Annotated in this window: 26 protein-coding genes and 2 pseudogenes; 19 read left to right on the top strand and 9 right to left on the bottom strand. The window is 63.5% G+C overall.

The window, feature by feature from the left end; translation table 11 throughout:
- Positions 1 to 105: 105 nt before the first annotated feature.
- The 7 genes from LB547_RS18540 to LB547_RS18510 all read right to left on the bottom strand — a co-directional run bounded on the left by LB547_RS18540 (position 106) and on the right by LB547_RS18510 (position 4,928).
- Entirely contained in the window at positions 106 to 906 is an 801-nt protein-coding gene (locus tag LB547_RS18540; protein WP_140493170.1) for an inositol monophosphatase family protein, read from the bottom strand.
- Positions 907 to 993: 87 nt separating this feature from the next.
- Positions 994 to 1,560 carry an elongation factor P gene (gene efp / locus LB547_RS18535; protein WP_140493174.1) on the bottom strand — a complete coding sequence of 189 codons (567 nt, stop codon included), beginning with the start codon at positions 1,558 to 1,560 and terminating at the stop codon, positions 994 to 996.
- A gap of 112 nt (positions 1,561 to 1,672) precedes the next feature.
- Entirely contained in the window at positions 1,673 to 1,990 is a 318-nt protein-coding gene (locus LB547_RS18530) for a UBP-type zinc finger domain-containing protein (protein ID WP_140525042.1), read from the bottom strand.
- Position 1,991: 1 nt separating this feature from the next.
- Complete coding sequence (locus LB547_RS18525) at positions 1,992 to 2,165, bottom strand: hypothetical protein (RefSeq protein WP_181165380.1); 174 nt, start codon at positions 2,163 to 2,165, stop codon at positions 1,992 to 1,994.
- A gap of 36 nt (positions 2,166 to 2,201) precedes the next feature.
- Positions 2,202 to 3,242, bottom strand: a complete 1,041-nt coding sequence (locus LB547_RS18520) for a tetratricopeptide repeat protein (RefSeq protein WP_140517548.1) — start codon at positions 3,240 to 3,242, stop codon at positions 2,202 to 2,204.
- Position 3,243: 1 nt separating this feature from the next.
- A complete protein-coding gene (locus LB547_RS18515; protein ID WP_140566831.1) occupies positions 3,244 to 3,891 on the bottom strand; it encodes a thiamine phosphate synthase in 648 nt (215 codons plus the stop codon).
- Positions 3,892 to 4,022: 131 nt separating this feature from the next.
- Complete coding sequence (locus LB547_RS18510) at positions 4,023 to 4,928, bottom strand: DMT family transporter (protein WP_140676675.1); 906 nt, start codon at positions 4,926 to 4,928, stop codon at positions 4,023 to 4,025.
- A 131-nt stretch (positions 4,929 to 5,059) separates the two neighbouring features.
- Here LB547_RS18510 and LB547_RS18505 point away from each other — a divergent pair, with 131 nt between their 5' ends.
- From LB547_RS18505 to LB547_RS18495, 3 genes and pseudogenes are all read left to right on the top strand, one after another.
- Positions 5,060 to 5,500 carry an Lrp/AsnC family transcriptional regulator gene (locus LB547_RS18505; protein ID WP_140566836.1) on the top strand — a complete coding sequence of 147 codons (441 nt, stop codon included), beginning with the start codon at positions 5,060 to 5,062 and terminating at the stop codon, positions 5,498 to 5,500.
- Positions 5,501 to 5,587: 87 nt separating this feature from the next.
- Positions 5,588 to 6,317, top strand: a pseudogene (locus LB547_RS18500) (class I SAM-dependent methyltransferase).
- Positions 6,318 to 6,433: 116 nt separating this feature from the next.
- Positions 6,434 to 7,205, top strand: a pseudogene (locus LB547_RS18495) (sulfite exporter TauE/SafE family protein).
- Between the two features lie 21 nt (positions 7,206 to 7,226).
- On the opposite strand, the gene LB547_RS18490 reads toward LB547_RS18495, so the two are convergent.
- On the bottom strand, positions 7,227 to 7,778 hold the full coding sequence (locus tag LB547_RS18490) for a DUF2269 family protein (protein WP_140759245.1): 552 nt from the start codon (positions 7,776 to 7,778) through the stop codon (positions 7,227 to 7,229).
- A gap of 321 nt (positions 7,779 to 8,099) precedes the next feature.
- Between LB547_RS18490 and LB547_RS18485 the strand changes: the two genes are divergently transcribed.
- The 7 genes from LB547_RS18485 to ruvB all read left to right on the top strand — a co-directional run bounded on the left by LB547_RS18485 (position 8,100) and on the right by ruvB (position 12,450).
- Entirely contained in the window at positions 8,100 to 8,480 is a 381-nt protein-coding gene (locus LB547_RS18485; RefSeq protein WP_140493202.1) for a cbb3-type cytochrome c oxidase subunit I, read from the top strand.
- Positions 8,481 to 8,863: 383 nt separating this feature from the next.
- Positions 8,864 to 9,397 carry a DUF1465 family protein gene (locus LB547_RS18480; protein ID WP_140493205.1) on the top strand — a complete coding sequence of 178 codons (534 nt, stop codon included), beginning with the start codon at positions 8,864 to 8,866 and terminating at the stop codon, positions 9,395 to 9,397.
- 92 nt (positions 9,398 to 9,489) lie between these two features.
- Positions 9,490 to 9,999 carry a crossover junction endodeoxyribonuclease RuvC gene (ruvC, locus tag LB547_RS18475; RefSeq protein ID WP_140560793.1) on the top strand — a complete coding sequence of 170 codons (510 nt, stop codon included), beginning with the start codon at positions 9,490 to 9,492 and terminating at the stop codon, positions 9,997 to 9,999.
- A gap of 55 nt (positions 10,000 to 10,054) precedes the next feature.
- Positions 10,055 to 10,324: an AbrB/MazE/SpoVT family DNA-binding domain-containing protein gene (locus tag LB547_RS18470; protein WP_140493211.1), complete on the top strand. Its 270-nt coding sequence runs from the start codon at positions 10,055 to 10,057 to the stop codon at positions 10,322 to 10,324.
- Positions 10,302 to 10,721, top strand: a complete 420-nt coding sequence (locus tag LB547_RS18465; RefSeq protein ID WP_140759247.1) for a type II toxin-antitoxin system VapC family toxin — start codon at positions 10,302 to 10,304, stop codon at positions 10,719 to 10,721. Before LB547_RS18470 ends, LB547_RS18465 begins: the two co-directional genes overlap by 23 nt.
- Positions 10,722 to 10,748: 27 nt before the next feature.
- Complete coding sequence (gene ruvA / locus LB547_RS18460; protein ID WP_140759249.1) at positions 10,749 to 11,369, top strand: Holliday junction branch migration protein RuvA; 621 nt, start codon at positions 10,749 to 10,751, stop codon at positions 11,367 to 11,369.
- 43 nt (positions 11,370 to 11,412) lie between these two features.
- A complete protein-coding gene (gene ruvB / locus LB547_RS18455) occupies positions 11,413 to 12,450 on the top strand; it encodes a Holliday junction branch migration DNA helicase RuvB (protein WP_140493220.1) in 1,038 nt (345 codons plus the stop codon).
- Positions 12,451 to 12,557: 107 nt separating this feature from the next.
- On the opposite strand, the gene LB547_RS18450 is transcribed toward ruvB, so the two are convergent.
- Positions 12,558 to 13,826: a glycoside hydrolase family 5 protein gene (locus LB547_RS18450; RefSeq protein ID WP_140554917.1), complete on the bottom strand. Its 1,269-nt coding sequence runs from the start codon at positions 13,824 to 13,826 to the stop codon at positions 12,558 to 12,560.
- 57 nt (positions 13,827 to 13,883) lie between these two features.
- On the opposite strand from LB547_RS18450, the gene ybgC reads away from it, so the two are divergent.
- The 9 genes from ybgC to tilS all read left to right on the top strand — a co-directional run bounded on the left by ybgC (position 13,884) and on the right by tilS (position 22,200).
- Positions 13,884 to 14,354, top strand: a complete 471-nt coding sequence (ybgC, locus tag LB547_RS18445) for a tol-pal system-associated acyl-CoA thioesterase (protein WP_140493226.1) — start codon at positions 13,884 to 13,886, stop codon at positions 14,352 to 14,354.
- A gap of 268 nt (positions 14,355 to 14,622) precedes the next feature.
- Positions 14,623 to 15,333, top strand: coding sequence for a protein TolQ (gene tolQ / locus LB547_RS18440; protein WP_140493236.1), 711 nt, complete (start codon positions 14,623 to 14,625; stop codon positions 15,331 to 15,333).
- A gap of 11 nt (positions 15,334 to 15,344) precedes the next feature.
- A complete protein-coding gene (gene tolR, locus LB547_RS18435; RefSeq protein ID WP_140493239.1) occupies positions 15,345 to 15,797 on the top strand; it encodes a protein TolR in 453 nt (150 codons plus the stop codon).
- Positions 15,798 to 15,804: 7 nt separating this feature from the next.
- Positions 15,805 to 16,959 carry an energy transducer TonB gene (locus LB547_RS18430; protein ID WP_140759251.1) on the top strand — a complete coding sequence of 385 codons (1,155 nt, stop codon included), beginning with the start codon at positions 15,805 to 15,807 and terminating at the stop codon, positions 16,957 to 16,959.
- A gap of 41 nt (positions 16,960 to 17,000) precedes the next feature.
- On the top strand, positions 17,001 to 18,311 hold the full coding sequence (gene tolB, locus LB547_RS18425) for a Tol-Pal system beta propeller repeat protein TolB (RefSeq protein WP_140493245.1): 1,311 nt from the start codon (positions 17,001 to 17,003) through the stop codon (positions 18,309 to 18,311).
- Positions 18,312 to 18,479: 168 nt separating this feature from the next.
- Complete coding sequence (locus LB547_RS18420) at positions 18,480 to 18,722, top strand: four helix bundle protein (RefSeq protein ID WP_263483330.1); 243 nt, start codon at positions 18,480 to 18,482, stop codon at positions 18,720 to 18,722.
- Positions 18,723 to 18,942: 220 nt separating this feature from the next.
- Positions 18,943 to 19,449 carry a peptidoglycan-associated lipoprotein Pal gene (pal, locus tag LB547_RS18415; protein ID WP_140493251.1) on the top strand — a complete coding sequence of 169 codons (507 nt, stop codon included), beginning with the start codon at positions 18,943 to 18,945 and terminating at the stop codon, positions 19,447 to 19,449.
- Between the two features lie 212 nt (positions 19,450 to 19,661).
- Positions 19,662 to 20,783 carry a tol-pal system protein YbgF gene (gene ybgF, locus LB547_RS18410; protein ID WP_140554923.1) on the top strand — a complete coding sequence of 374 codons (1,122 nt, stop codon included), beginning with the start codon at positions 19,662 to 19,664 and terminating at the stop codon, positions 20,781 to 20,783.
- Positions 20,784 to 20,841: 58 nt separating this feature from the next.
- Positions 20,842 to 22,200, top strand: coding sequence for a tRNA lysidine(34) synthetase TilS (gene tilS / locus LB547_RS18405; RefSeq protein WP_140554970.1), 1,359 nt, complete (start codon positions 20,842 to 20,844; stop codon positions 22,198 to 22,200).
- Positions 22,201 to 22,234 lie beyond the last annotated feature (34 nt).

Below are 22,234 nucleotides of genomic sequence, written 5' to 3'. Positions count from 1 at the left end.
TATCTGGGCAAGCGCCGGACAGTATTTCAAGCTTTGTTTGCCGTTTTGCGACTGCGGCGCTTCAGCGCGGCGGGGATTTGATATTACTCCGCGCTTATTCCTGCTTCAGCGGGCAGCGAGCGGCTTTTTCACGGCCTTCAGGAGGGCGCGCTGGATGATCTCGTTGCCGGCGACGACCGAACCGTTGTCGAGCATGTCCTGGCCGCCGTCCATGTCGGAGGCGAACCCTCCTGCTTCACGGATCAGCAACAGGCCGGCTGCGATGTCCCAGGGCGACAGGCCGACTTCCCAGAATCCGTCCATGCGGCCGGCGGCGACGTAAGCGAGATCGAGCGAGGCCGAACCCAGGCGCCGGACGCCGGAAACCTCGGCCATGACATTGCGTAACTCGATCAGGAAATTGCCATGCTGGCCACGCCCCAGATGCGGCACCCCGCAGCCGATGACGGTGTCGATGAGCTTGGTGCGGCCGGCGACACGCAGGCGGCGGTCGTTCATGAAGGCGCCGCCGCCGCGCTCGGTCGTATAGAGCTCGTCCATGGCCGGATTGTAGATCACGCCGGCCACGATCTGGCCCTGGCGCTCGAGCGCGATCGAGACAGCGAAAAGCGGAATGCCGTGCAGGAAATTGGTGGTGCCGTCGAGCGGATCGACGATCCAGCGGTGCTGGCTGTCATCGCCGGCGATCGTGCCGCGCTCTTCCATCAGGAAGCCGTAACCGGGCCGCGCCTTCGACAGTTCGGCAAAGACAATATCCTCGGCCTTGCGGTCGGCCTGGCTGACATAGTCGCCCGGTCCCTTCATCGAGACCTGCAGGTTCTGGACCTCGCCGAAATCGCGCGACAGCGAGCGGCCGGCCTTCATTGCGGCCTGGACCATGACGTTGAGAAGGGCTGAGCGTGCCATCGTAACTCTTCCTGCTGCCCGCGCTTTAACCTTTGTCCTGATGCATGTCGGTGACCCGAAACCTGGGCCACCTCTGGGCGACATGCATCAGTCGGCGCGGCGCATATAAGTGATTTCATTGGTGTCGACGACGATGCGTTCCCCCGCGCCGATGAAGGGCGGCACCAGCACGCGAATGCCGTTTTCCAGCACCGCCGGCTTGTAGGAAGAGGCCGCCGTCTGGCCCCTTACCACCGGGTCCGCTTCGGTGATGGTCAGCGTTACCTGGTCGGGAAGCGAAATGCCGATAGGCCTTTCCTCGTAGAGCTGGACCGTCACCATCATGCCGTCCTGCAGGAAAGCGGCGCGGTCTCCGACGAAGTCCTTCGCCAGCTCGAGCTGCTCGTAGCTCTCGGTGTCCATGAACACCAGGGCGTCGCCCTGCTCGTAGAGGAAGGAAAAATCCTTGAGATCGAGCCGGATCTGCTCGACCGTCTCTGCCGAACGGAAGCGCTCGTTCAGCTTTGTGCCGTTGATGAGGTTCTTCAATTCGACCTGGTTATAGGCGCCGCCCTTGCCCGGCTTGACCGTGTTGGTCTTGACGGCCACCCACAGGCCGCCATCGTGCTCGATGACGTAGCCGGGACGGATTTCGTTGCCGTTGATCTTGGCCATGATGATGTGATCCGGGAATGAGATGTTCGCAAGACAGCGATTTCGGGCCTCCAAGACCACAAATCGCCGGAAGAGGCAAGCTGGCGCTGATCGGGTGTCCCATGGCGGCGGCTCAATCGAAGCGCACGATGGTGCCGCGTTGCGGCGTCTTGTCCTGCGAGAAATCGAGCATGACCTCGTCGACATAGCACCAGCCCCAGGTCTCGGGCGGGTCGTAGGCCTCGATGACCGGATGGCCGGTCGCCCGGTAGTGGCCGGTGGCGTGACGGTTCGGAGAACTGTCACAGCAGCCGACATGGCCACAGGTGCGGCACAGCCGCAGATGCACCCACCAGGAACCCGTCTTCAGGCACTCCTCGCAACCTTCGGCGCTTGGCGTTACCTCGAGGATGAAGCTGCCATGCGTGCATCGTTTGTCGGGCGAAGCCATTTCATTGCCTCCTTGGAGAAGCGATGCCGCGATATAAACCCTCAACCGCTCTCATCGAAACCGCGGCGACCGCTTCGGTAATGATATCGAAGACTTTTGCCAGCCGACGGATCTGCGACGACCGCATGATAGCCATCTGCATGGAAAGATCGAGGTCACTTGCCTCGACGAGCATCGCGCGATGACTTCCGCTGGATTTCCGCTGATCGCGTCAGGGCAGGCGGTTTGCCTTCTGCAGTGCCTGCTTGGTCTGGTCGTCGCTCAATCCTTGCAGGAAATCGTCCATCTCGGGGTCGATGAGGCCGGCGCGGCGGGCGACGATGTACCAGGCGCCGGCAAGCACGAGGTCCGGCTCGGTGCCGATGCCTTGCATATAGAGTTTCGCCAGGCGGTTCTGGGCGGCGACATTGCCGCCTTCGGCGGCCTGCTTCATCCAGCCGAAGGCGGATTTCAAATCACGCCCGCCGCCGCGGCCCTCGATCATCCAGGTGGCGAGGTCGAGTTGCGCGGTGTCATAGTTTTGCCGCGCGGCCTGAGCCAGCAGGCGCCGGGCCTGGGCGTCGTCGCGCGATTTGCCGCCGACGCCGTTGGCATAGATCTGTGACATCGCATACTGGGCGTCGGCGAGGCCGGTCGCCGCGGCGCGCTCGTAATAGGTCACGGCCTTGGCGATGCCGGCGTCGCCGGGGTCCTGCTGGACCAGCATCTGCGCGAAATTGAATTGTGCCAGCCGGTTGCCCGCTTCGGCGGCGGCCTGCATCAGCGCATAGGCTTCCTTTTCGTCCTTTTTGACGTAGCGGCCGTCGAGCAGCATCAGCGCATATTGGAACTGCGATTCCGGCACCCCTTGCTCGGCGGCGGCTGCGTACCATTTCGCCGCTTCGGCCGCATTGAGGGGCACGCCCAGTCCGCGCGACAGGATCTCGGCCACCAGCGTCTGCGCCGCCGGGTCGCCGTTTTGCGCCCGCACCAGCGCGAGGTTGTAGGCGGTCTTGTAGAGTCCGCGCTGGAAAGCCCCGTAGGCCGCATCCGCCGGCTTGGCGCCGAAGCGGTCGGGATTGATCGCGTCGGCCGAAGGCAATGGCGCTGGCTCGGCGGTGGTGGCGGGCTGCGGCAACTGCTTTTCGATCGGCTTGTCGGTATGCACGCCGGCATCCGGCTTAGGGTGCGGCGAAGGAATCGTTTCGGCGGCAGCGGCCTGGATCATGACCGCAGCAAGCAGGGCCTGAAGGGGAAGCCTTGCCGAAGACACGTCAGTCCTCGAAACGCGGTGCGGTTTCGTCGAGCAGCGCATTGGCCCGCGCGATCGCCGCCTTGGGATCGACGCCGTCGGCGAACACCGCACTCGACAGGGCGACGAACTCGGCGCCCGTATCTGCGACGGTTTCGATCGAAGCGAGCTCCGATCCGGCCATGACAATGCAGGGGATCTGAATCATCTGCGCCCACCATTGTCCCAGCGCCAGGTTGCGCGGATGCGGATCGGGCTTGTTGTCGTAGCCGAAGCGGCCGAAGAAAATATAGTCGGGCCTGACTTCGCCGAGTTCGAGCGCGTCATCACGTGTCTTGGCGCCGCCGGCGCCGACCATCATTTTTGCCTGGAAATGCTCGACCGTCTCGGCGAGCTCGGCCTTGGAGACCTCGACATGAATGCCGTCGGCCTGGACACGCCCGGCGATGCGCGTATCGCCGGCAATGACGACCGCGATGCCGGCCGCCTGTGCCGCCGGTACGATTTCGGCGGCGAAGGCCTGGAAGGAAGCTTCGTCCATGTCGTTCTGCGGCAGGATGAGCGAGGCGACGTCGCCGCCCTCGAAGGCCGAGACGATACGGGCGGCCGGCACGCCAGATGGCGCGATCAGCACGATGCGGCAGCGATTGGGGGGCGTTGCGTCGTTCATGGTCTTCGATCCCGGGTTTCGCCTATGCCGGGCGAAGATGGTTGGATTGCGGCATAGAGCAAAGTGCCCGCTTTGAACAGGCGGGCAGGCGGGATCACTATTTTTGAGCGCCGAAGCGCCGGCGATTGGCGTTACTCGATCGGTTGCGCACCTGCCGCGGCAGGCCTTGGCTTCCACAATGTCCAGCCGAGATTCATGCCGGCGGCCGCGATCAGGATGGCGGCGGCGCCGACGAGTTGGCTGAGATGCAGGCGATGGCCGAATGCCGTGACGTCGACCAGGATCGCAACGATCGGGTAGATGAAGGACAGCGACCCCTGCAGGTGCGTCGGCAGCTTCTGGATGGCGCCGTACATCAGGATGTACATCAGACCGGTGTGGACGATGCCGAGCGTCGCCAGCATGGCCCAGCTCCTTGCGTCGGTCGGAAGATGCGAGAGATTAGCGAAGGGCGCCAGCATCAACACGCCGACGCAGACCTGGACGAGCGCGATGAGATGCGGCGGTGTGCCCTTGAGCTTCTTGGTGACGATGGCGGCGACGGCCCAGAAGAAGGCAGCGGCCAGCGCCATGACGATGCCGGCGAAATAGTTGGTGCCGATATCGCCGGCGTCAGGGGCGGCCTGGACGATCAGCACCATGCCGGCGAAGGCGATTGCCAGCCAAGTCGATTTCGTCAGGGTCAGCCGCTCGCCGAAGAAGAGCGCGCCGAAGCCGACCAGCATGAAAGGCTGGGTATTGTAGACAGCGGTGGCGATCGAGATCGACGCGCGCGAGAATGCACTAAACAGCAGCAGCCAGTTGACGACGATAGCGGCGCCACCGAGGGCCGCGATGGCGAAAACGCGAAGCGACAGCCTGTTGCGCAACAGGCCGAGGCCGGCGCAGATGAAGAGCAGCGTCACCGCGCCGAAAGCGCAGCGCCAGAACACCACATCCATGATAGGCTGGCCGGACAGGACGACGAACCATCCGATCGTTCCCAGGATCGCCATTGCGGCGGACATTTCGATCGTCCCACGTGCTGTATCGCTCACGACAAATCTCCAGATCATTGAGCGTGCATAATCTCATGCTGATCCTGGGCTTTCCATCCAATGAGAAAGGTGACATGCTAGTTTCGCCTATTTAAACATGGGCAAAGATCCGGAAATCCTGAGAATGTGAAATGCTTGACGATCTCGACCGACGTCTCCTCGAAATCCTGGTGAGGGATGCGCGGACTTCATTGAAGGAGCTGGCCGGCCAGGTCGGGCTGTCATCGCCGAGCGTTTCGGAGCGGCTGAGGCGGCTCGAGGAGCGCGGGGTTATCAGGGCTTTCACCGTCGAGATCGACCCGCTGGCGCTCGGCTATACATTGCAGGCGATCGTGCGCATCAAGCCGCTGCCGGGCAAGCTGCACATCGTCCAGAAGCTGATCGAGGAGATCGCCGAATTCGGCGAATGCGACAAGGTGACGGGGGACGACTGCTTCGTCGCCAGGCTGTTCGTGCGTTCGATCGGCGACCTCGACGGCATCCTCGATCGGATCGCCGACAAGGCCGAGACCAGCACCGCCATCATCAAGGCGCAGCCGATCCGGCGGCGGCCGCCACCGCTCGGCGCATGACCGGTCCGCGTTTCTTGACTCTGCTTGGCGGTGGCGGAAATGCGTGGCGGCTCCGCCAGTCAGGCATATGAACAACGAGGAAAGAACATGGCGCAGAATGTCTATGATCAGCCGGACTTCTTCGCAAGCTACAGCCAACTCGGCCGGTCCGTCGAAGGGCTGGAGGGCGCCGCCGAATGGCCGGCGCTGCGCGCGATGCTTCCCGACGTCAGCGGCTTGCGAATCGTCGATCTCGGTTGCGGCTTCGGCTGGTTCTGCCGCTGGGCTCTTGAACACGGGGGCCAAGGAGGTTCTGGGTCTCGACCTGTCGGAAAAGATGCTCGCCCGGGCGCGTGCCGCCGGCCCGGACGCCGGCATCGTCTACGAACGCGCCGATCTCGATGAACTCAGCCTGCCGCCGACGGCTTTCGATCTCGCCTACAGCTCGCTTGCCCTGCACTATGTCAGCGATGCCGCGCGGCTGTTCCAGACCGTGCACCGGTGCCTGGTCCCCGGCGGGCATTTCGTCTTCTCGACGGAGCATCCGATCTATATGGCTCCGACGCATCCCGGCTGGTCTGTCGATGCCGAAGGCCGCAAGACATGGCCCGTCGACCGGTATCTGGTGGAGGGACCGCGCAAGACAGACTGGCTGGCCAAGGGAGTTGTGAAACACCACCGCACCATCGGCACCACGCTCAACACGCTCATCCGGTGCGGCTTCACCATCGAGCATGTCGAGGAATTCCGTCCGACGGACGCGCAGATCGCGGCCAAGCCCGAACTGGCGGAAGAGCTCGATCGGCCGATGTTCCTGCTGGTCTCGGCCCGGCGATAGGCAGAGCAGAATGGGCCGGCCTTGCTGTGGCGACGCCCACATTTGCTGTCGCTCCGCTCGGGAATCTGGGCTATTCAGGCGTTGACTCGCTTTCCCTCCAGACCAGTTCCTCCTCCATGTCAGGCCTGCTTTCCGATCCGTGGTTCTATGCGGCCGCCGTCCCGGCGGTCATTCTGGTCGGCCTGTCCAAGGGCGGATTTGGCGGCGCGGTCGGTTTCGTCGGCGTGCCGCTGATGGCGCTGACCATGCCGCCGGTGCAAGCGGCGGCCATCCTGCTGCCCATCCTATGCCTGATGGACATCGTTTCGGTATGGACATGGTGGGGCGTCTATAACAGAAAGATGCTGGTCGACATGATGCCCGGCGCGGTGATCGGCATCGGTCTCGGTTGGCTGACGGCCGCACTGGTCACCGAGGAGGCCGTGCGGCTGATCGTCGGCGCCGTCGCCATCATTTTTCGTGCTGCGCTGGCTCTATCTGAAGTACCGCCACGGCGCCGACCATGCGGCGCAGCCCAACCGCGTCGCCGCGGCCCTCTGGGGCACGGTCGCCGGCTTCACCAGCTTCGTCGCCCATGTCGGCGGCCCGCCCTTTCAGGTCTACGCGCTGCCGATCCGGCTCGACCCGAAGGTGTTGTCCGGCACGGCGGCGATCTTCTTTGCCGCCACCAACGCGCTGAAGCTCGTTCCCTATTTCGCGCTCGGCCAGTTCGACAGCACCAATCTGACCGCGTCGGCGGTGCTGATGCCGCTGGCGCCGCTATCCACCATCGCCGGCGCCTGGCTGGTGCGCCGCATGCGTCCGGAGATCTTCTATCCCTTCACCTATGCGACGGTGGCCGTCGTCGCGGTGAAGCTTCTGTGGGACGGGATCGCCGGCCTGATGTAGCCGCGACCGTTTTCGCCTGCCTCAGGCGACGCTCGGCACCATGCGCCTTGGTCGGCCGAGCGCCAGGGTGGCGCCAGCCGCCAACACAAGCCCCATGGCGGCAAGGACCGTGAAGTCGTCGATGGTCGGCTTCAGCACCATGTCGGCGATGATGATCAGCATTACCGCATAGTCGAAGCGCGCCGCCCGCAGGATGCGCTGGCCATAGGCTAGGGCGGCCGGCGTCACGCCATCCCTGGCGATCATCGCGCCCATGCGATCGGCGCTCGGCTTGAAGACGAACATGCCGATTGAAAAGGTGGTGGCGTAGCCGGCAAGGCCGATCAGGATCCACAGTTGCGAGAAGCCGACCCAGAACCAGCACATGATTAGCCCGAAGGCCAATGTCAGCATCGACATCGGCGCGAAGAAGCGGTTTCCCAATTCGCCCGTAGCCCGCATTGCCTGCAGCGTTCCCTGGATGTTTCCCGACCGATCGGCGAGCGTCGCCAGCACCATCAGCGCGAAACCGCCGCCGACCCATAGGGTCGCCGAAAGAATGTGCAGCAATTTAACGATCGAATACCAGTCCATGCTTCTCCCCGGCGCCTGATGTAGCGGAAGGAGCGAATCCTCGCCTGCCGCTTCGATGGCCAAGCGTTTATCGCCGCGCCTGTTTCGGAACGATGTCGTGAAAAAACCAGTTCTGTTTCAAGTGCCGGCTAACGTAAGGAGCCACTGATATTGCGAGCGCGCCATTCGGTTTTCTGCTATTATGAGGGGCGTCCGGGGGCGCGACATCGTCCAGAAACAGTGCCGATGCTAGTGCGCCCGCGCCGGGAGCCCGGTGGCGAGAGCAATCGCCTGACGATCAACCCTTTCCCGAACACGGGAAAGGCAACTCGGGGGAAAGATATGCAAGGGGTAGCACGGAATTTCTTCACGCTGGCCGTTATCTATGCGCTGTGCGGCATGGCGCTCGGCCTGTACATGGCGATCAGCCAGGACCATGGCCAGATGCCGACCCACGCCCATACGATGGTCGCTGGCTGGCTGATGTCGGCGGTCTTCGCCTTCTTCTATCACCTGTTTCCGGCGGTCGGACAGAAGACGGTTGCCGTCGTTCACTTCTGGCTGACCGCAATCAGCGGCATCGGCCTTTTGATCGGGCTCTACTTCCTGCTTGGCGGCGATGCCGCGATCGAACCGCTGGTGGCGGCGTCTTCGATGGGTTTCTACGCGGCCTTGCTGCTGTTTGCCTTCATTGCCTTGCCGGCGGTTTGGAAAACGGCCTGAGCCGAGGCTCGGCACATCCTTCAGGAACTGTGCTGTTACGGCACAGTGGCGCGGGGTTCGCTCAAAAAACATCGGCGCCGTTAAGGGTTCATTAAGCTTTACAGGCGTTTACTATGCGCATCCAGTGATCTGGATTCTTACCGAGTGGTTGGAGCCACTTTGTTTGACGCCTCCCTGTTAAACTCCTGAGAGCCGCCTTATCCGCGGCTCTTTTTTTGTCCGCTTTCCAGCGACACGGTCCGCACCGGATCACGTTAACCTTCTGTTAAACATGTGCTTGCCTTCACCCCGGACGAGGCGCATTTTCAAGCTTCAGTTATGTAGGGTTCCGGGTGTATCGGCAGTAAGCCGAATCGGCCGGTTGCAAGTGCAGGGGCGTATCGATGAACGAGCCTTCGAAGGGCAGCGCGAAAACCGTCAAGCTGGCGGAACGTCGGGTCTTTTCGCACTCCTTCAAACCGCTCTACCAGGAAGGCATGGGGCTAGTCGAACAGGCGGCGGAGTATCTCGACGGCAAGGGCCGGGCCGAGGCCAAGAAGCTGTCGCGGCTGGCGGCCACGCTCTATGCGGCCGAATCGATGCGGCTGACCACCAGGCTGATGCAGGTCGCCTCGTGGCTGCTTCTGCAGCGCGCCGCGAATTCCGGCGAGATGACCCGCGACCAGGTCGCATCGGAAAAGTCCAAGGTGCGCCTCGACACCGCCTCCGCCCATGACGAGGCGGCCGGCTGGGCCGAACTGCCCAAGGATTTCCTCGACCTCGTCAACCGGTCGCTGCGCCTGCAGGCACTGGTGCGCCGCATGGACGAGGAGATCTACGGCGCCGGCGCGGTGGTCGACATGCAGCCCATGAGCCGCCGGCCCAATCCGGTCTCGGACCAGATCAGCCTGCTCAACACGGCTTTCGCCCGAAACTGAACTATTCTGGAACGTTCCCGGTCAGCGCGTTACTGTTTCCGGTTTGTTCACATTTCGCTGGCATCGCTGTCTCCGGGAGATAGAGTAACCGGATGAGGGACGCGATTCGCATCATCGGTATCGATCCGGGGCTCAGGCGCACCGGCTGGGGTATTGTCGAAAGCCTCGGCAATTCGCTGCGCTTCGTCGCGTCCGGCACGGTGCGTTCCGAAGACAAGGCGGCGCTGGCGACGCGGCTGTGCCAGCTGCATGACGGGTTGGCTGAAATCCTGCATACGGCCATGCCGCATGAGGCGGCCGTCGAACAGACCTTCGTCAACAAGGATGCGGTGGCGACGCTGAAGCTTGGCCAGGCGCGCGGCATCGCCATGCTGGTGCCGGCACGCGCCGGCCTGGTCGTTGCCGAATATGCACCCAATGCCGTCAAGAAGGCGGTGATCGGCGTCGGCCATGGCGACAAGAAGCAGATCCACATGATGGTGAAGGTGCTGCTGCCGAAAGCGACCTTCGACACCGAACATGCCGCCGACGCGCTCGCCATAGCCATTTGCCATGCGCATCACCGGCAAAGCGTCGCCTATCGGATGGCACTTGCCGGTTGACGATGTTCTTGACTTGTTCCCTTGTCTGTCGTAGGTAATACTTTGAGGTATTACCATGCGCGTCACCACCAAAGGCCAAGTCACGATCCCCAAACAGATAAGGGATCACCTGGGTATCCGCCCGGGCTCCGAGGTGGAATTCGTGGCCACCGATGAGGGTGCTCGGCTTGTGGCCGTCAACGAGAATCTCCCCGAGGAGGAGAAATTGCGCAGGTTCAGTAATGTCCTTGACCGGATGGAGGGGACGTTGGATCTGGGTGGCATGACGACCGACGAGTATATGGAGTGGCTGAGGGGGCCGCGTGAAGATCTCGACGTTGATTGACACAAATGTCCTGATCGACGTTTGGGGGCCGGCCGGACCGCTGACAAAATGGTCGGCGTGTGCAATCGCCTCATGCCGCCGCGACGGCGACTTGGTGGTCAATACGATCATCTGGTCTGAATTGGCGCCGCTGATCGCCTCGGAGGCAGCGCTTCGAAAAGCGGTCGACATGCTCGAGATCGATCGCGAGTTTCTGCCCTGGGATGCGGCCTTCCTTGCAGGTGTGACGCATTCCCGTTATCGCCGTGCTGGTGGAATCCGCGAACGAACCTTGCCGGACTTCTTTATTGGCGCTCATGCGACCGTTGCCGGACATCGTCTTTTGACGCGCGACGCCGCGCGTTATCGCAGTTATTTCCCGGACCTTGACATCATTTCTCCTGAAACGCACCCATGAGGGCCTATCTTCCATGAAAGATTTGGCATGATCGGCAAGCTCAAGGGTATGCTCGACGAGATCGACGAGGATCATTGCCTGGTCGACGTGCATGGCGTCGGCTACGTCGCCTACTGCTCGGCGCGGACGCTGGCCGCGCTGCCTTCGCCCGGCGAAGCGGTGGTGCTGTTCATCGAGACCTATGTGCGCGAGGACATGATCCGGCTCTACGGCTTCCAGTCGGTGCTGGAGCGCGAATGGTTCCGGCTGTTGATGAGCAATGTGCAGGGCGTCGGCGCCAAGGTGGCGCTGGCCATCCTGTCGACACTGGCGCCGGCCGACCTTGCCAACGCGATCGCGTTGCGCGACATCGCCATGGTTTGCCGGGCGCCGGGCGTCGGCAAGAAGGTGGCCGAGCGCATCGTTACCGAATTGAAGAACAAGGCGCCGGCCTATGCCGGTGCCGCGTCGGGCACGATCGGCTTGAAGCAGGAGCTCGGCGAAGGCGTGGCAGCCGCGCCGATCACAGACGCGGTCTCGGCCCTAGTCAATCTCGGCTATTCCCGCGACACCGCCGCCAATGCGGTGGCGGCGGCACTGAAGACGGCGGGCGAGGAGGCGGACGCGTCGAAGCTGATTCGCTTCGGGCTCAAGGAACTGGCGCGATGAGCGCACGCTTGTTCGGTTCCCGGCCATATGCAAGGAAGGCGGCATGAGCCTTTCCCCCCGTCTGATCGCTCCGGAAAAACGCGGCGAGGATGCCGACCAGAGTTTGCGGCCGCAGACGCTTGACGATTTCGTCGGCCAGGCGGCGGTGCGGGCCAACCTCAAAGTGTTCATCGAGGCCGCCAAGGGGCGCAAGGAGGCGCTCGATCATGTGCTGTTCGTCGGGCCGCCAGGTCTAGGCAAGACGACGCTGGCGCAGATCATGGCGCGCGAGCTCGGCGTCAACTTCCGCTCAACCTCCGGACCGGTCATCGCCAAAGCCGGCGATCTCGCCGCACTCTTGACCAATCTCGAAGAAGGCGACGTCCTGTTCATCGACGAGATCCACAGGCTGAATCCTGCGGTGGAAGAGATCCTCTATCCGGCGATGGAGGATTTCCAGCTCGACCTGATCATCGGCGAGGGGCCGGCGGCGCGCTCGGTCAAGATCGACCTTGCCCGTTTCACCCTGGTCGCCGCCACCACGCGGCTCGGCCTGCTCACCAATCCGCTGCGCGACCGCTTCGGCATCCCGGTGCGGCTCAACTTCTACACGGTCGAGGAACTGGAGCAGATCGTGCGGCGCGGCGCACGCATCCTGCAAATGCCGCTCGGCGATGACGGCGCGCTGGAGATCGCGCGGCGCGCGCGAGGCACGCCGCGCATCGCCGGCCGGCTGTTGCGGCGCGTGCGCGATTTCGCTTCGGTCGCCGGCGATGGTCATGTGAACCGCTTGATCGCCGACGAGGCCTTGACCCGGCTGGAGGTCGACGCGCTCGGCCTCGATGCGCTCGACCGCCGGTATCTTTCGATGATCGCGCGCAATTTCGGCGGCGGGCCGGTCGGCATCGAGACGATCGCCGCCGGCCTGTCCGAGCCGCGCGATGCCATCGAGGACATCATCGAGCCCTATCTCATCCAGCAGGGTTTCATCCAGCGCACGCCGCGCGGCCGTGTGCTGACGGCCAATGCCTGGCGCCATCTCGGCCTCGACGCGCCGAAGGACCTGGCGCAACAGCAGATCAATTTGTTCCAGGAAGAATAGCGGCCCCAGCGGCGGCGTTCGGGCCGGCGATCAAGCGTCCGCAACCGCTTTGCGGCGTGCGACCGGAGATCTTGCTGATCGATCCCGGCGGCGTGGAGCAACGGCGCTCAGTGAAGCGACCGGATCACGTCCAGCACATCGTGCTCGGCCTTTTCGCCGTTGAAAGCATCGACAATGCCGAAAGCGCCGCCGTAACTCCAGACCGACCAGGAGAAGCCATGCGCCTCGGCGCGCGCGATCATGTCCCGGACATAGGCGGCACGATAGCCGGCCGGCATCACATAGGGATTGCCGTATTCCTGGCGGATCATGCCAAACTCGCCCAGCGTGACGTTTTCCGGCCTGATGCGGTTGGCCTTCGCCCAGGCATCGACGGCCTTGAACGGGGCGTCCATGAGACCAAGTAGCTTGGCGTCGGTGTCCATGCTGGCTACCTGCTCGTCGAGATAGGCAAGCAGCCCGTCCTGCCGCGCCCAAGGCGCCTCGGCCTTGATCCTGGCGCGGATGGTGTCGAGCGTGACGTCGAGCTCAGCCCGCGGCACCGCGGTCGGCGGGTAGGGCAGGCCGGTCACATAGGGAATGAAATCGCCGGCCCAGGTCGCGCCCTGATGGGTAAGCAGGAACGGATCGTAGGAATGGAAGGTCCAGATGACGTTGTCGTCCGGGATCGCCATCGGATCGATCTTTTCCAGCGACGACGCCGCGGAATAGCAGGCCCCGGTCAGCACAAGCGTCAATCTCGTCGCCGAAGAACGCGCCGCGGCGAACAACCTCTGCTGGCGTTGCGGCCACAGGCTGGTGCCGTCGGCGTCGCAGTCGACGATCGGTTCGTTCATCGGTTCGAAGGCCACTTGCCCCGGGTCTTCCCCGGCGAGCGTGTGCGCCATCTTGCGCACCATCTCGACATAGGCATCGAATGTCACCGGGTTGTTCATCACCTCGGCCATGCCGATCTTGCGCCCGCCGCCGGCTGGGATCAGATGCATGTCGACGACAACCTTCAGGCCGGCGCGGTTGATCATGCGGACAGAGTCCAGCACGCTGGCATAGAGATCCTCGCGCAAGGCCATCGTATTTTCGGAAAGGAAAGGCGAAGGATCGACCGGCATGCGCAGGAAATCGAAGCCTGCATGCTTCAAAGCCTCGAGATCGTCGTCCTTGAGAAATTTGCGCCATTCCGGGTAGGGCAGGATGGCCTTGGCGTTGCCCCATTGGTCTTCGCCCGGCCAGGTCACCCACTGGTCGAGATTGAGCCCGCGCTTCGTGGAGAAGGTCGCGGCCTGGCCCGGCCCGGCCAGAGCCATCACGACGAACAGAGCCATCACCACGAACAGCGCCGCCACCAAGGTCTTGATCATCGCCGTCAACAGTGCCATCCGATGCCATGTCACGCGCGGCACAGGTGCCTTGCCGCGACTGAAAAAGGAAGCGCAATGGATGATCATGGTGAATCCGCGACCTTGCTGGCGGGGATTTCCGGTGCGCTGACGGCGTTCGGCCACCGGCTGATGGCGCGGGTCTACTATGCCGACACCGATTTCTCCGGCGTCGTCTACCACGCCCGCTATCTCGAATTCCTCGAGCGCGGCCGCTCCGACTATCTGAGGCTGAGCGGCGTCCACCACACCGAACTTGCCGATGGCAAGCATGGCGAAAGAATAGTCTGGGTGGTGCGTCGCATGGAGATCGACTTCCGCATCCCGGCCCGCATGGACGACATCCTGACGATCGACACCCGGACCGAGGAAATTTCCGGCGCGCGCATCTTCATGGCCCAGCAGCTCAAGCGCGGCGACGAGGTGCTGGTCGAGGCCAGGGTGGAGGCGGCGATCATCGGCGAGAATGGCCGGCCACGCCGCTTCCCCAGGGAGTGGATAGCAGCGTTCATACCCAAGGCGGGCTAAAAGGGTCGGCGTCGTTGGTATCGCCGGCGCCGGCTTGAAGCGCGGCAATGCGCCGCGCCTGATGGACTAACCCATCCTTAACCATAACGGTTCATGAAGAGATTGGTGAAGATTGGCGCTATCCAGCGCCTTCCTTTCACCAACATTTGCCCCGAAAAGGCCGCGAAAGGCACGTTTTGGGGTTGTTCCGGTAGCTTCGCGCGAACCGACCACAAGGGATGCCAGGGGCCAGCCGCCAGCTTCGCCCGGAAATCTTAAGGACGTTACGATGGAAAATATCGCACTCGCCGAACCGGGCGCGCAATTGTCGATTTGGGCGCTGTTCATGCAGGCCAGCTGGGTGGTCAAGCTGGTCATGATCGGGCTGCTCTGCGCCTCGGTCTGGACCTGGGCGATCATCGTCGACAAGCTCGTATCCTATGCCCGCATGCGGCTGGCGCTGAACCGGTTCGAGCAGGTGTTCTGGTCGGGGCAGTCGCTGGAGGAGCTTTACCGCACGTTGGCCGACCGCAAGACATCGGGCATGGGCGCCATCTTCGTCGCTGCCATGCGCGAGTGGAAGAAGAGTTTCGAAAAGGGCGCCAAGACGCCGCTCGGCTTGCAAACCCGCATCGACAAGGCGATGGACCTGGCGCTGACCCGCGAGATGGAGAAGCTCGAAGGCCGCCTCGGCTTCCTCGCAACCACGGGCTCGGCGGCCCCGTTCATCGGCCTGTTCGGCACCGTCATCGGCATCATGACGTCGTTCCAGGCGATCGCCGGCTCCAAGAACACCAGCCTGTCGGTGGTCGCGCCCGGCATCGCCGAGGCGCTGCTGGCGACCGCCATCGGCCTGCTCGCCGCCATTCCGGCCGTCATTGCCTACAACAAGCTGTCATCGGATGCGAGCAAGATCGCGGTGCGCATGGAAGGGTTCTCCGACGAGTTCTCCGCCATACTCTCGCGCCAAATCGATGAAAAAGTAGCGCCGAAGGCCTGAGGAGTAAGCCGATGGGAATGTCCGTAGGCATGGCTGGACGCGGCGGGCGCGGCCACAGGCGGCGCGGCCGCCATCATGGCCTCATCGCCGAGATCAACGTCACGCCGATGGTCGACGTGATGCTGGTGCTGTTGATCATCTTCATGGTCGCGGCGCCGCTTTTGACGGTCGGCGTGCCGATCGATCTGCCGGATACGCAGGCCAAAGCGATGAATGCCGACACGCAGCCGATCACCGTTTCGATCAATGCCGCCGGCCAGATCTATCTCCAGGAGACCGAAATCCCGATCGAGGAACTGGTGGCGAAGCTGCAGGCGATCTCGAAGACCGGCTATGACGAGCGCATCTTCATCCGCGGTGACAAGTCCACCGACTATGGCACGGCGATGAAGGTGATGGCCCGCATTTCGGCCGCCGGCTACAAGAATATCGGCCTGGTTTCACTGCAGGAACAGGATCAATAGACCCACTATGAGGACCGGCCTCACCACATCGGTGATCATGCATGCGGCGCTGATTGGCTTCGGCCTGTTCACGCTGTCGGCACCGGCCGCGCTTCCGTCGGCCGACGTCGAGTCGGTCGCTGTCGACATCGTGCCGATCGAAGCCACTGCCCAGGTGCTGCAGGGCGACAAGAAATCGGTGGTGCATGAAAAGCCGGCGCCCTTGCCCACGCAGCGTCCCGATGTGGTGCCGGATGCGCAGAAGGTCGGCGAGAACAGCGTCGATACCGACAAGCCGATAACGCCCGAGGCCAAGCCGAAGCCGGTCGACATGACGTCGGCTCCGCCGCCGGCGCCAACGCCGATCGAAAAGCCGAAGACCGAGGACGTACCGAAGCCGCAGGAAAAGCCCAAGCCGACGCCGGCCACGGAAGTGGCTCCCGCGCCGCAGCCCAAGGAAGAGGTCAAGCCCGAGCCGGTCAAGCAGACCGAGCCGAAGCCGGCGCCGGCCAAGGAGCCGACGCCCGCACCGCCACAGGACAAGACCGCGGCCATCGAGCCGACGCCCGAGGTGAAGCCGGACGCGGTCGCCCAGGCGATCGCCAAGGACCAGCCTGACGATGCCCAACTGCCGGACTCCGCGCCCGCGCCTCAGGCGCGGCCGAAGCCGCAGCCGGCACAGGCCGAAAGCGCCAAGGCGCCGGAGCGCAAGGACGCCGACAAACCGGTCAAGGAGGCTTCATCCAAGCCGAAATCGGAGGACAAGCAGTTCAATTCCGACGAGATCTCGGCCCTGCTGGACAAGCAGAAGCCCTCCGGCGGCGGCGCCAAGCGTTCGACACAGCAGGCTTCGCTCGGCGGCGAGAAGGACCAGGGCCAGAAGCTGTCGAGATCAGAACTGGGCGCCCTGTCGGATCAGCTTGGCGGTTGCTGGACATTGCCGGCGGGGCTGGAGGGCTCGGAGAATTTCGTCGCCGTGGTCATGTTCAACCTCGACCCCTCGGGCAAGCTGGATGGCCGGCCCACCGTCGAGAAATCGAGCGGGAATCGCCAATTCGATGAAAGCGCCGTGCGTGCGGTTCAGAAATGCAACATGGCCGGCCTTCGGGTTCCGGCGGGCAAACAGGACATCTGGGCCCAGGTCCGTGTCACTTTCGATCCGAGGGAAATGCTTGGCCTTTGAGGCCTGCCCTCCGCAGAATCAGTGAAGAGAAGCGAGAAGACATGAAATTCATCCTCAAGCCGCTCCTGATGGTCGCGACAATGGCGCTGGGCTCGATGGCCGGCGCCGTCATGCCTGCGTGGGCGCTCGTCGAGATCAACGTCAACAAGGGCAATGTCGAGCCGCTGCCGATCGCTATCACCGATTTCCAGTCGGGCGATGGGCTTGGCGCGCAGATTTCCGGCATCGTCACCGCCGACCTGAAGCGCTCGGGCCTGTTCGCACCGATCGACAAAAGCGCCTTCATCGAGAAGATCGCCAATCCTGACGCAGCGCCTCGCTTCGACGACTGGAAGGTGATCAATGCCCAGGCTCTGGTCACCGGCAGCGTCAGCAAGGAGGCCGACGGGCGCATCCGCGCGCAGTATCGGCTGTGGGACACGTTCGCGGGACAGCAGATGTCGGGCGAACAATTCTTCGCCAACGACGCCAATCAGCGACGCGTCGCTCACATCATCGCCGACGCCATCTACGAGCGGCTGACCGGCGAGAAGGGCTATTTCGACACGCGCGTCGTTTTCATCGACGAGTCCGGCGCCAAGAATGCGCGCAAGAAGCGCCTCGCCATCATGGACCAGGACGGCGCCAATGTGCGCTATCTCTCGGACGGCAGGGCGATCGTCTTGACGCCGCGCTTCTCGCCGAACCGGCAGGAAATCACCTACATGTCCTATGAGAGCGGCCAGCCGCGGGTGTATCTCCTGCAGATCGAGACCGGCCAGCGCGAACTGGTCGGCAATTTTCCGGGCATGACGTTTGCGCCGCGCTTTTCGCCGGATGGCCAGAAGGTGATCATGAGCCTGCTGCGCGACGACGGCAATTCCAACATCTTCGCCATGGACCTCAGGAGCCGCTCGACGACCCGGCTCACCAACTCGACCGCCATCGACACTTCGCCTTCCTATTCGCCCGACGGCAGCAAGGTGGTGTTCACCTCCGACCGCGGCGGCCGCGCGCAGATCTATGTGATGGGCGCCGACGGTTCGGGCCAGACCCGCATCTCCTTCGGCGACGGGGTCTATTCGACGCCGGTGTGGTCGCCGCGCGGCGATCTCATCGCCTTCACCAAGCAGACCGGCGGCGAATTCCAGATCGGCGTTATGAAGACCGACGGTTCGGGCGAGCGCATCCTGTCATCCGGCTTCCAGCAGGAAGGACCGACCTGGGCGCCGAACGGCCGCGTGCTGATGTTCTTCCGCGATTCCGCCGGCGGCCCGAAACTGGTTTCTGTCGATCTCACCGGCCGCAACGAGCAGTCGATCCCGACCGCGAACTTTGCCTCCGATCCGGCCTGGTCGCCGCTGCTGGAGTGAGAGGAATTGGAGAAATGAAGAAATGAAGAATTGAGGGATGGAGAGAGAAGCGGGCTACATCAAGCGCGCGAAGGATTTGGATGTCTATAGGCACGCTTACGGGGTTTCCCTCGACGTCCACAAGGCCACGCTTGTTTTTCCGAAAAACAATACGCGTTGGCTGACCAAATGCGGCGATCCAGCAAGGCGATCTGTGCCAATCTGGCTGAAGGATTTGCCAAACAGACCCATTCCAGGCCCGAATTTGCGCGTTTCATTTCGATGGCCATGGGATCATGCAGCGAAGTAGAGACGTGGACTTCGTATGCGTTCGACCTTGGCTACATCACCCACGCGCAGCGCGATGAATGGCTGCAATCCTATGTCCATATCTATGGAATGCTGGTGAATCTCAGGAAGAAGTTGAAATGACCCTTTTCCTCATTTCTTCAATTCCTCAATTCTCCATTTCCACCTCTTTGTCGCGTTTTGGCCGCATTTCCGCCTAGGGTCCGCGCCAACTGTGGCCCGGATCAAAGGGCTGCGGACGGCAGCCTAAACCAAATTTTAACCGTGTTTCTTGAATGCCGGTTAACCCAAACGTGGTTACTGGGTGATCAACGAAATCACTCGAATGCGAAGGAGAGGCGGCATGAGCCGTATCGCAGCACTTACCAGAAATCCCGTCATGATCGCGCTGGTGGCGATGCTCGCCATTGCCGGTTGCGCTTCGAAGAAGACGCCCAACAGCGCCGCCGATCTCGGCCTCAACGGCGCCGGTGCCGCAACGCCCGGATCGGCGCAGGACTTCACCGTCAATATCGGCGACCGCATCTTCTTCGACACGGACTCCTCCTCGATCCGCGCCGACGCCCAGACGACGCTGTCGCGCCAGGCGCAGTGGCTGAACCAGTACAAGCAGTATGCGATCGTCGTTGAAGGCCATGCCGACGAACGCGGCACGCGCGAATACAATTTGGCGCTCGGTGCCCGCCGCGCCGCCGCCACGCGCGACTTCCTGGTCTCCAAGGGCGTCTCCGCCAACCGCCTGAAGACCATTTCCTACGGCAAGGAACGGCCGGTCGCGGTTTGCGACGACATCTCCTGCTGGTCGCAGAACCGCCGCGCGGTCACCACGCTCAGCGGCGCCGGTTCCTGACATTTTTCGCGCGTCGAGCGACGCGCGAAAAACACGACGACAAAAATGCAACACAGGTTTGCGAAAGGCGGCTGAAAGGCCGCCTTTTTCATGTTTGGTCCCTTCAAACAAAATTTGGCCGAAGTCTCGCGTCCTGCTATGAGCCGAGGGCGCTTGGCTGGTCCCATACCGATTGGAAGGCGCGAACAAGCTAACGACACGGCGAGAGGCATATGCATTTGAGATCAGTTCTGAGCGGCACGCTTGCGCTGCTGCTCCTTTCAGGCGTCACCGCGATGGCGGGTGGCTTAGGGACTGATGGCACGGGACAGCCAGCCGACAGCGGCTTCTCGTTCCATCTGCCCAGCATCGAGTTGCCTGGCGTTTTCGGCGAAAAGAAGAAGTCGGACCAGGTTCAGTTCGCGCAGCAGTCGACTGGCACAGGCGCCACCGGGCTCGAGGACCAACTGCGCCAGATGAACGGCAAGATCGAGGAACTGAACTTCCAGATCCTGCAAATGCAGGAGCAGATCCGCAAACAGCAGGAAGACAACGAGTTCCGCTTCCAGCAGCTCGAAGGCGGTACGCAGGGTGCGCAGCAGCCGGCCGGGCAGAAGAAGTCACAGGCCGCGCCCGCCGACAGCGATGACAGCGTGGCCGAGGCGCCGGCCACGCAACCGCCCGCGAAGGCCGACAATCGGGCAGCGGCCGGCCAGTCGGCTGGCGGCGGCCAGAGCGTCGAGGACGTCATCGTCGAATCCTCTGACGGTGATCCGGGCAAGGTTATCCCCGGAACGGGAGCGCCCGAAAAGACCTTCGGCAGCATCACCGTCGACAAGAACGGCAATGTGGTCGATGCCGGCGGCAGCACGCAGGCGACCGCACCGGCGCAGGATGTCGCTCCAGCCATCGGCGCTCCGGCCAAGAGCGGCAAGTCCGACGGCACGGTGGTTGCGGCGCTGCCTTCCACGAACGATCCCGAGGAGCTCTACCGCAACTCCTACCAGTTCATCCTTTCGGGCGACTACGGCACCGCCGAACAGGGTTTTCGCGACCACATCGCGCGTTTTCCCCGTGACGCGAAAACGGCGGATGCGCACTATTGGCTGGGCGAATCGCTGCTTGGCCAGCAGAAATACCGCGATGCCGCGGAGGTCTTCCTCGCCGCCAGCAAGGACTATCCCAAGGCCAAGAAGGCCCCCGACATGCTGCTGAAGCTCGGCGTGTCGCTGGTCGGCCTGAAGCAGCACGACGTGGCCTGCGCCACCTTCAGCGAGGTCGGCAAGCGCTACCCCGACATTTCCAACACGCTCAAGGAGCGCGTGAAGCAGGAAAAGGCCCTGGCGGCGTGCTAGCCCTTCTCCTGCCTGCCGTTGCCTTGCCCTCGGAGCCGTGTTCGGGCGACATGCATTGATGCTCGACACCGAGCCTGATCTTTCGAAAGACCTTTTTTCGCACATCGACTTTACCAGCGGCGCCGTTGCGGCCGTATCCGGCGGCAGCGACTCGACCGCCCTACTTCTCCTTCTCAAACGACATCTCGACCGAACCGCGCCGTCCGCGAAGCTGCTGGCGGTGACGATCGACCACGGTTTGCGGCAGGGCGCGGCGGCCGAAGCGGAAGCGGTGGCCAGGCTTTGCGCCGCGCACGCCATCGCGCACCGCATCGTCGCCTGGTCCGGACGCAAGCCGTCGACCGGGCTGCCGGCCGCCGCGCGGGAGGCTCGCTACCGGCTGCTGGCCGAGGCGGCGCGGGAGGAAGGCCTCGGTCTGATCGTGACCGGTCATACGGCGGACGACCAGGCCGAGACGGTGCTGATGCGGCTAGTCCGAGGCAAGGGCGCCCGCGAGGAAGGGCGCGGCCTTGCCGGCATGGCGCCGGTCACCTTGCACGACTGGCACGAATGGATCGTGCGGCCGCTCCTTGGCATTCGGCGCGCGGCTTTGCGCAACTTCCTGCGGCGCGAGCATGTCGGCTGGGCCGAGGATCCGACCAATGCCGACGCGGCCTTCGAGCGACCGCGCATGCGCGCGGCACTGGCCGGCGCTGACGGTGCGCAGCGCATTGATGACGCATTGACGCTGGCGGCGCGCGAGAGCGAGGCGCGCAGCCGGCTTGGCATCCGCGCCGCGGATTTAATCGCGCGCTTCGCCAGCCAGCCGGCGCCGGGTCTTGTCCGCCTCGATCCGACCCTGCTTTCGGCCGGCGACGATCCGGCGGCCGTCTATGCGCTGCGCATCCTCCTCGCCACAAGCGGGGGCGTTGCGTTTCTGCCGGACCAGGCGCGATGCGAGGCGCTGTTCGGTAGGCTGAAGGCTGGATTTCTTTGCGCCACATTGTCGCGGACGGTGGTCGATTCCAGGCGCGCCGGCATCTTTCTGCGCCGCGAGACGCGAGGCTTGCCGCGTGTGGTCGCGGCCACCGGCGGGCTGCTCTGGGACGGCCGCCGGAACATCACGTTGGACGACGGCGGCAGTGCATTGTTGATCGCGCCGTTCGGGGCAGCGGCGGCGAAGCGTCTGGCGATCGCGGAAGGCGAAACGCCACGCAGCCTCGTGCGCGCCGCGCTGGCCTGCGAGCCGGCATCGCGGCAAGCCGTTGAGAACCCTGGCCTGCCTCAGGGTGGGCAGGCGTCGCCGGGGTTCACGGCACAGGCCGTCGTCGCCCCTTTTGTCCGTTTCCTGCCGTCCTTCGACCTGGCGCCGGCGCGGGTCGTCGCCGAATTGATCGGCGCACCGTTGCCTCCCGCCCTGCCTTTCAAGCGGCCATAGCGCCGGTCGGTCATGGGCGAAAGCTTAACCCAGA

This window comes from Mesorhizobium sp. B264B1B (assembly GCF_020165765.1).
Taxonomy (GTDB): Bacteria; Pseudomonadota; Alphaproteobacteria; order Rhizobiales; family Rhizobiaceae; genus Mesorhizobium.
The sequence above is the reverse complement of the archived record's forward strand: the minus strand, read 5'-3'. Positions and strand labels throughout refer to the sequence as shown.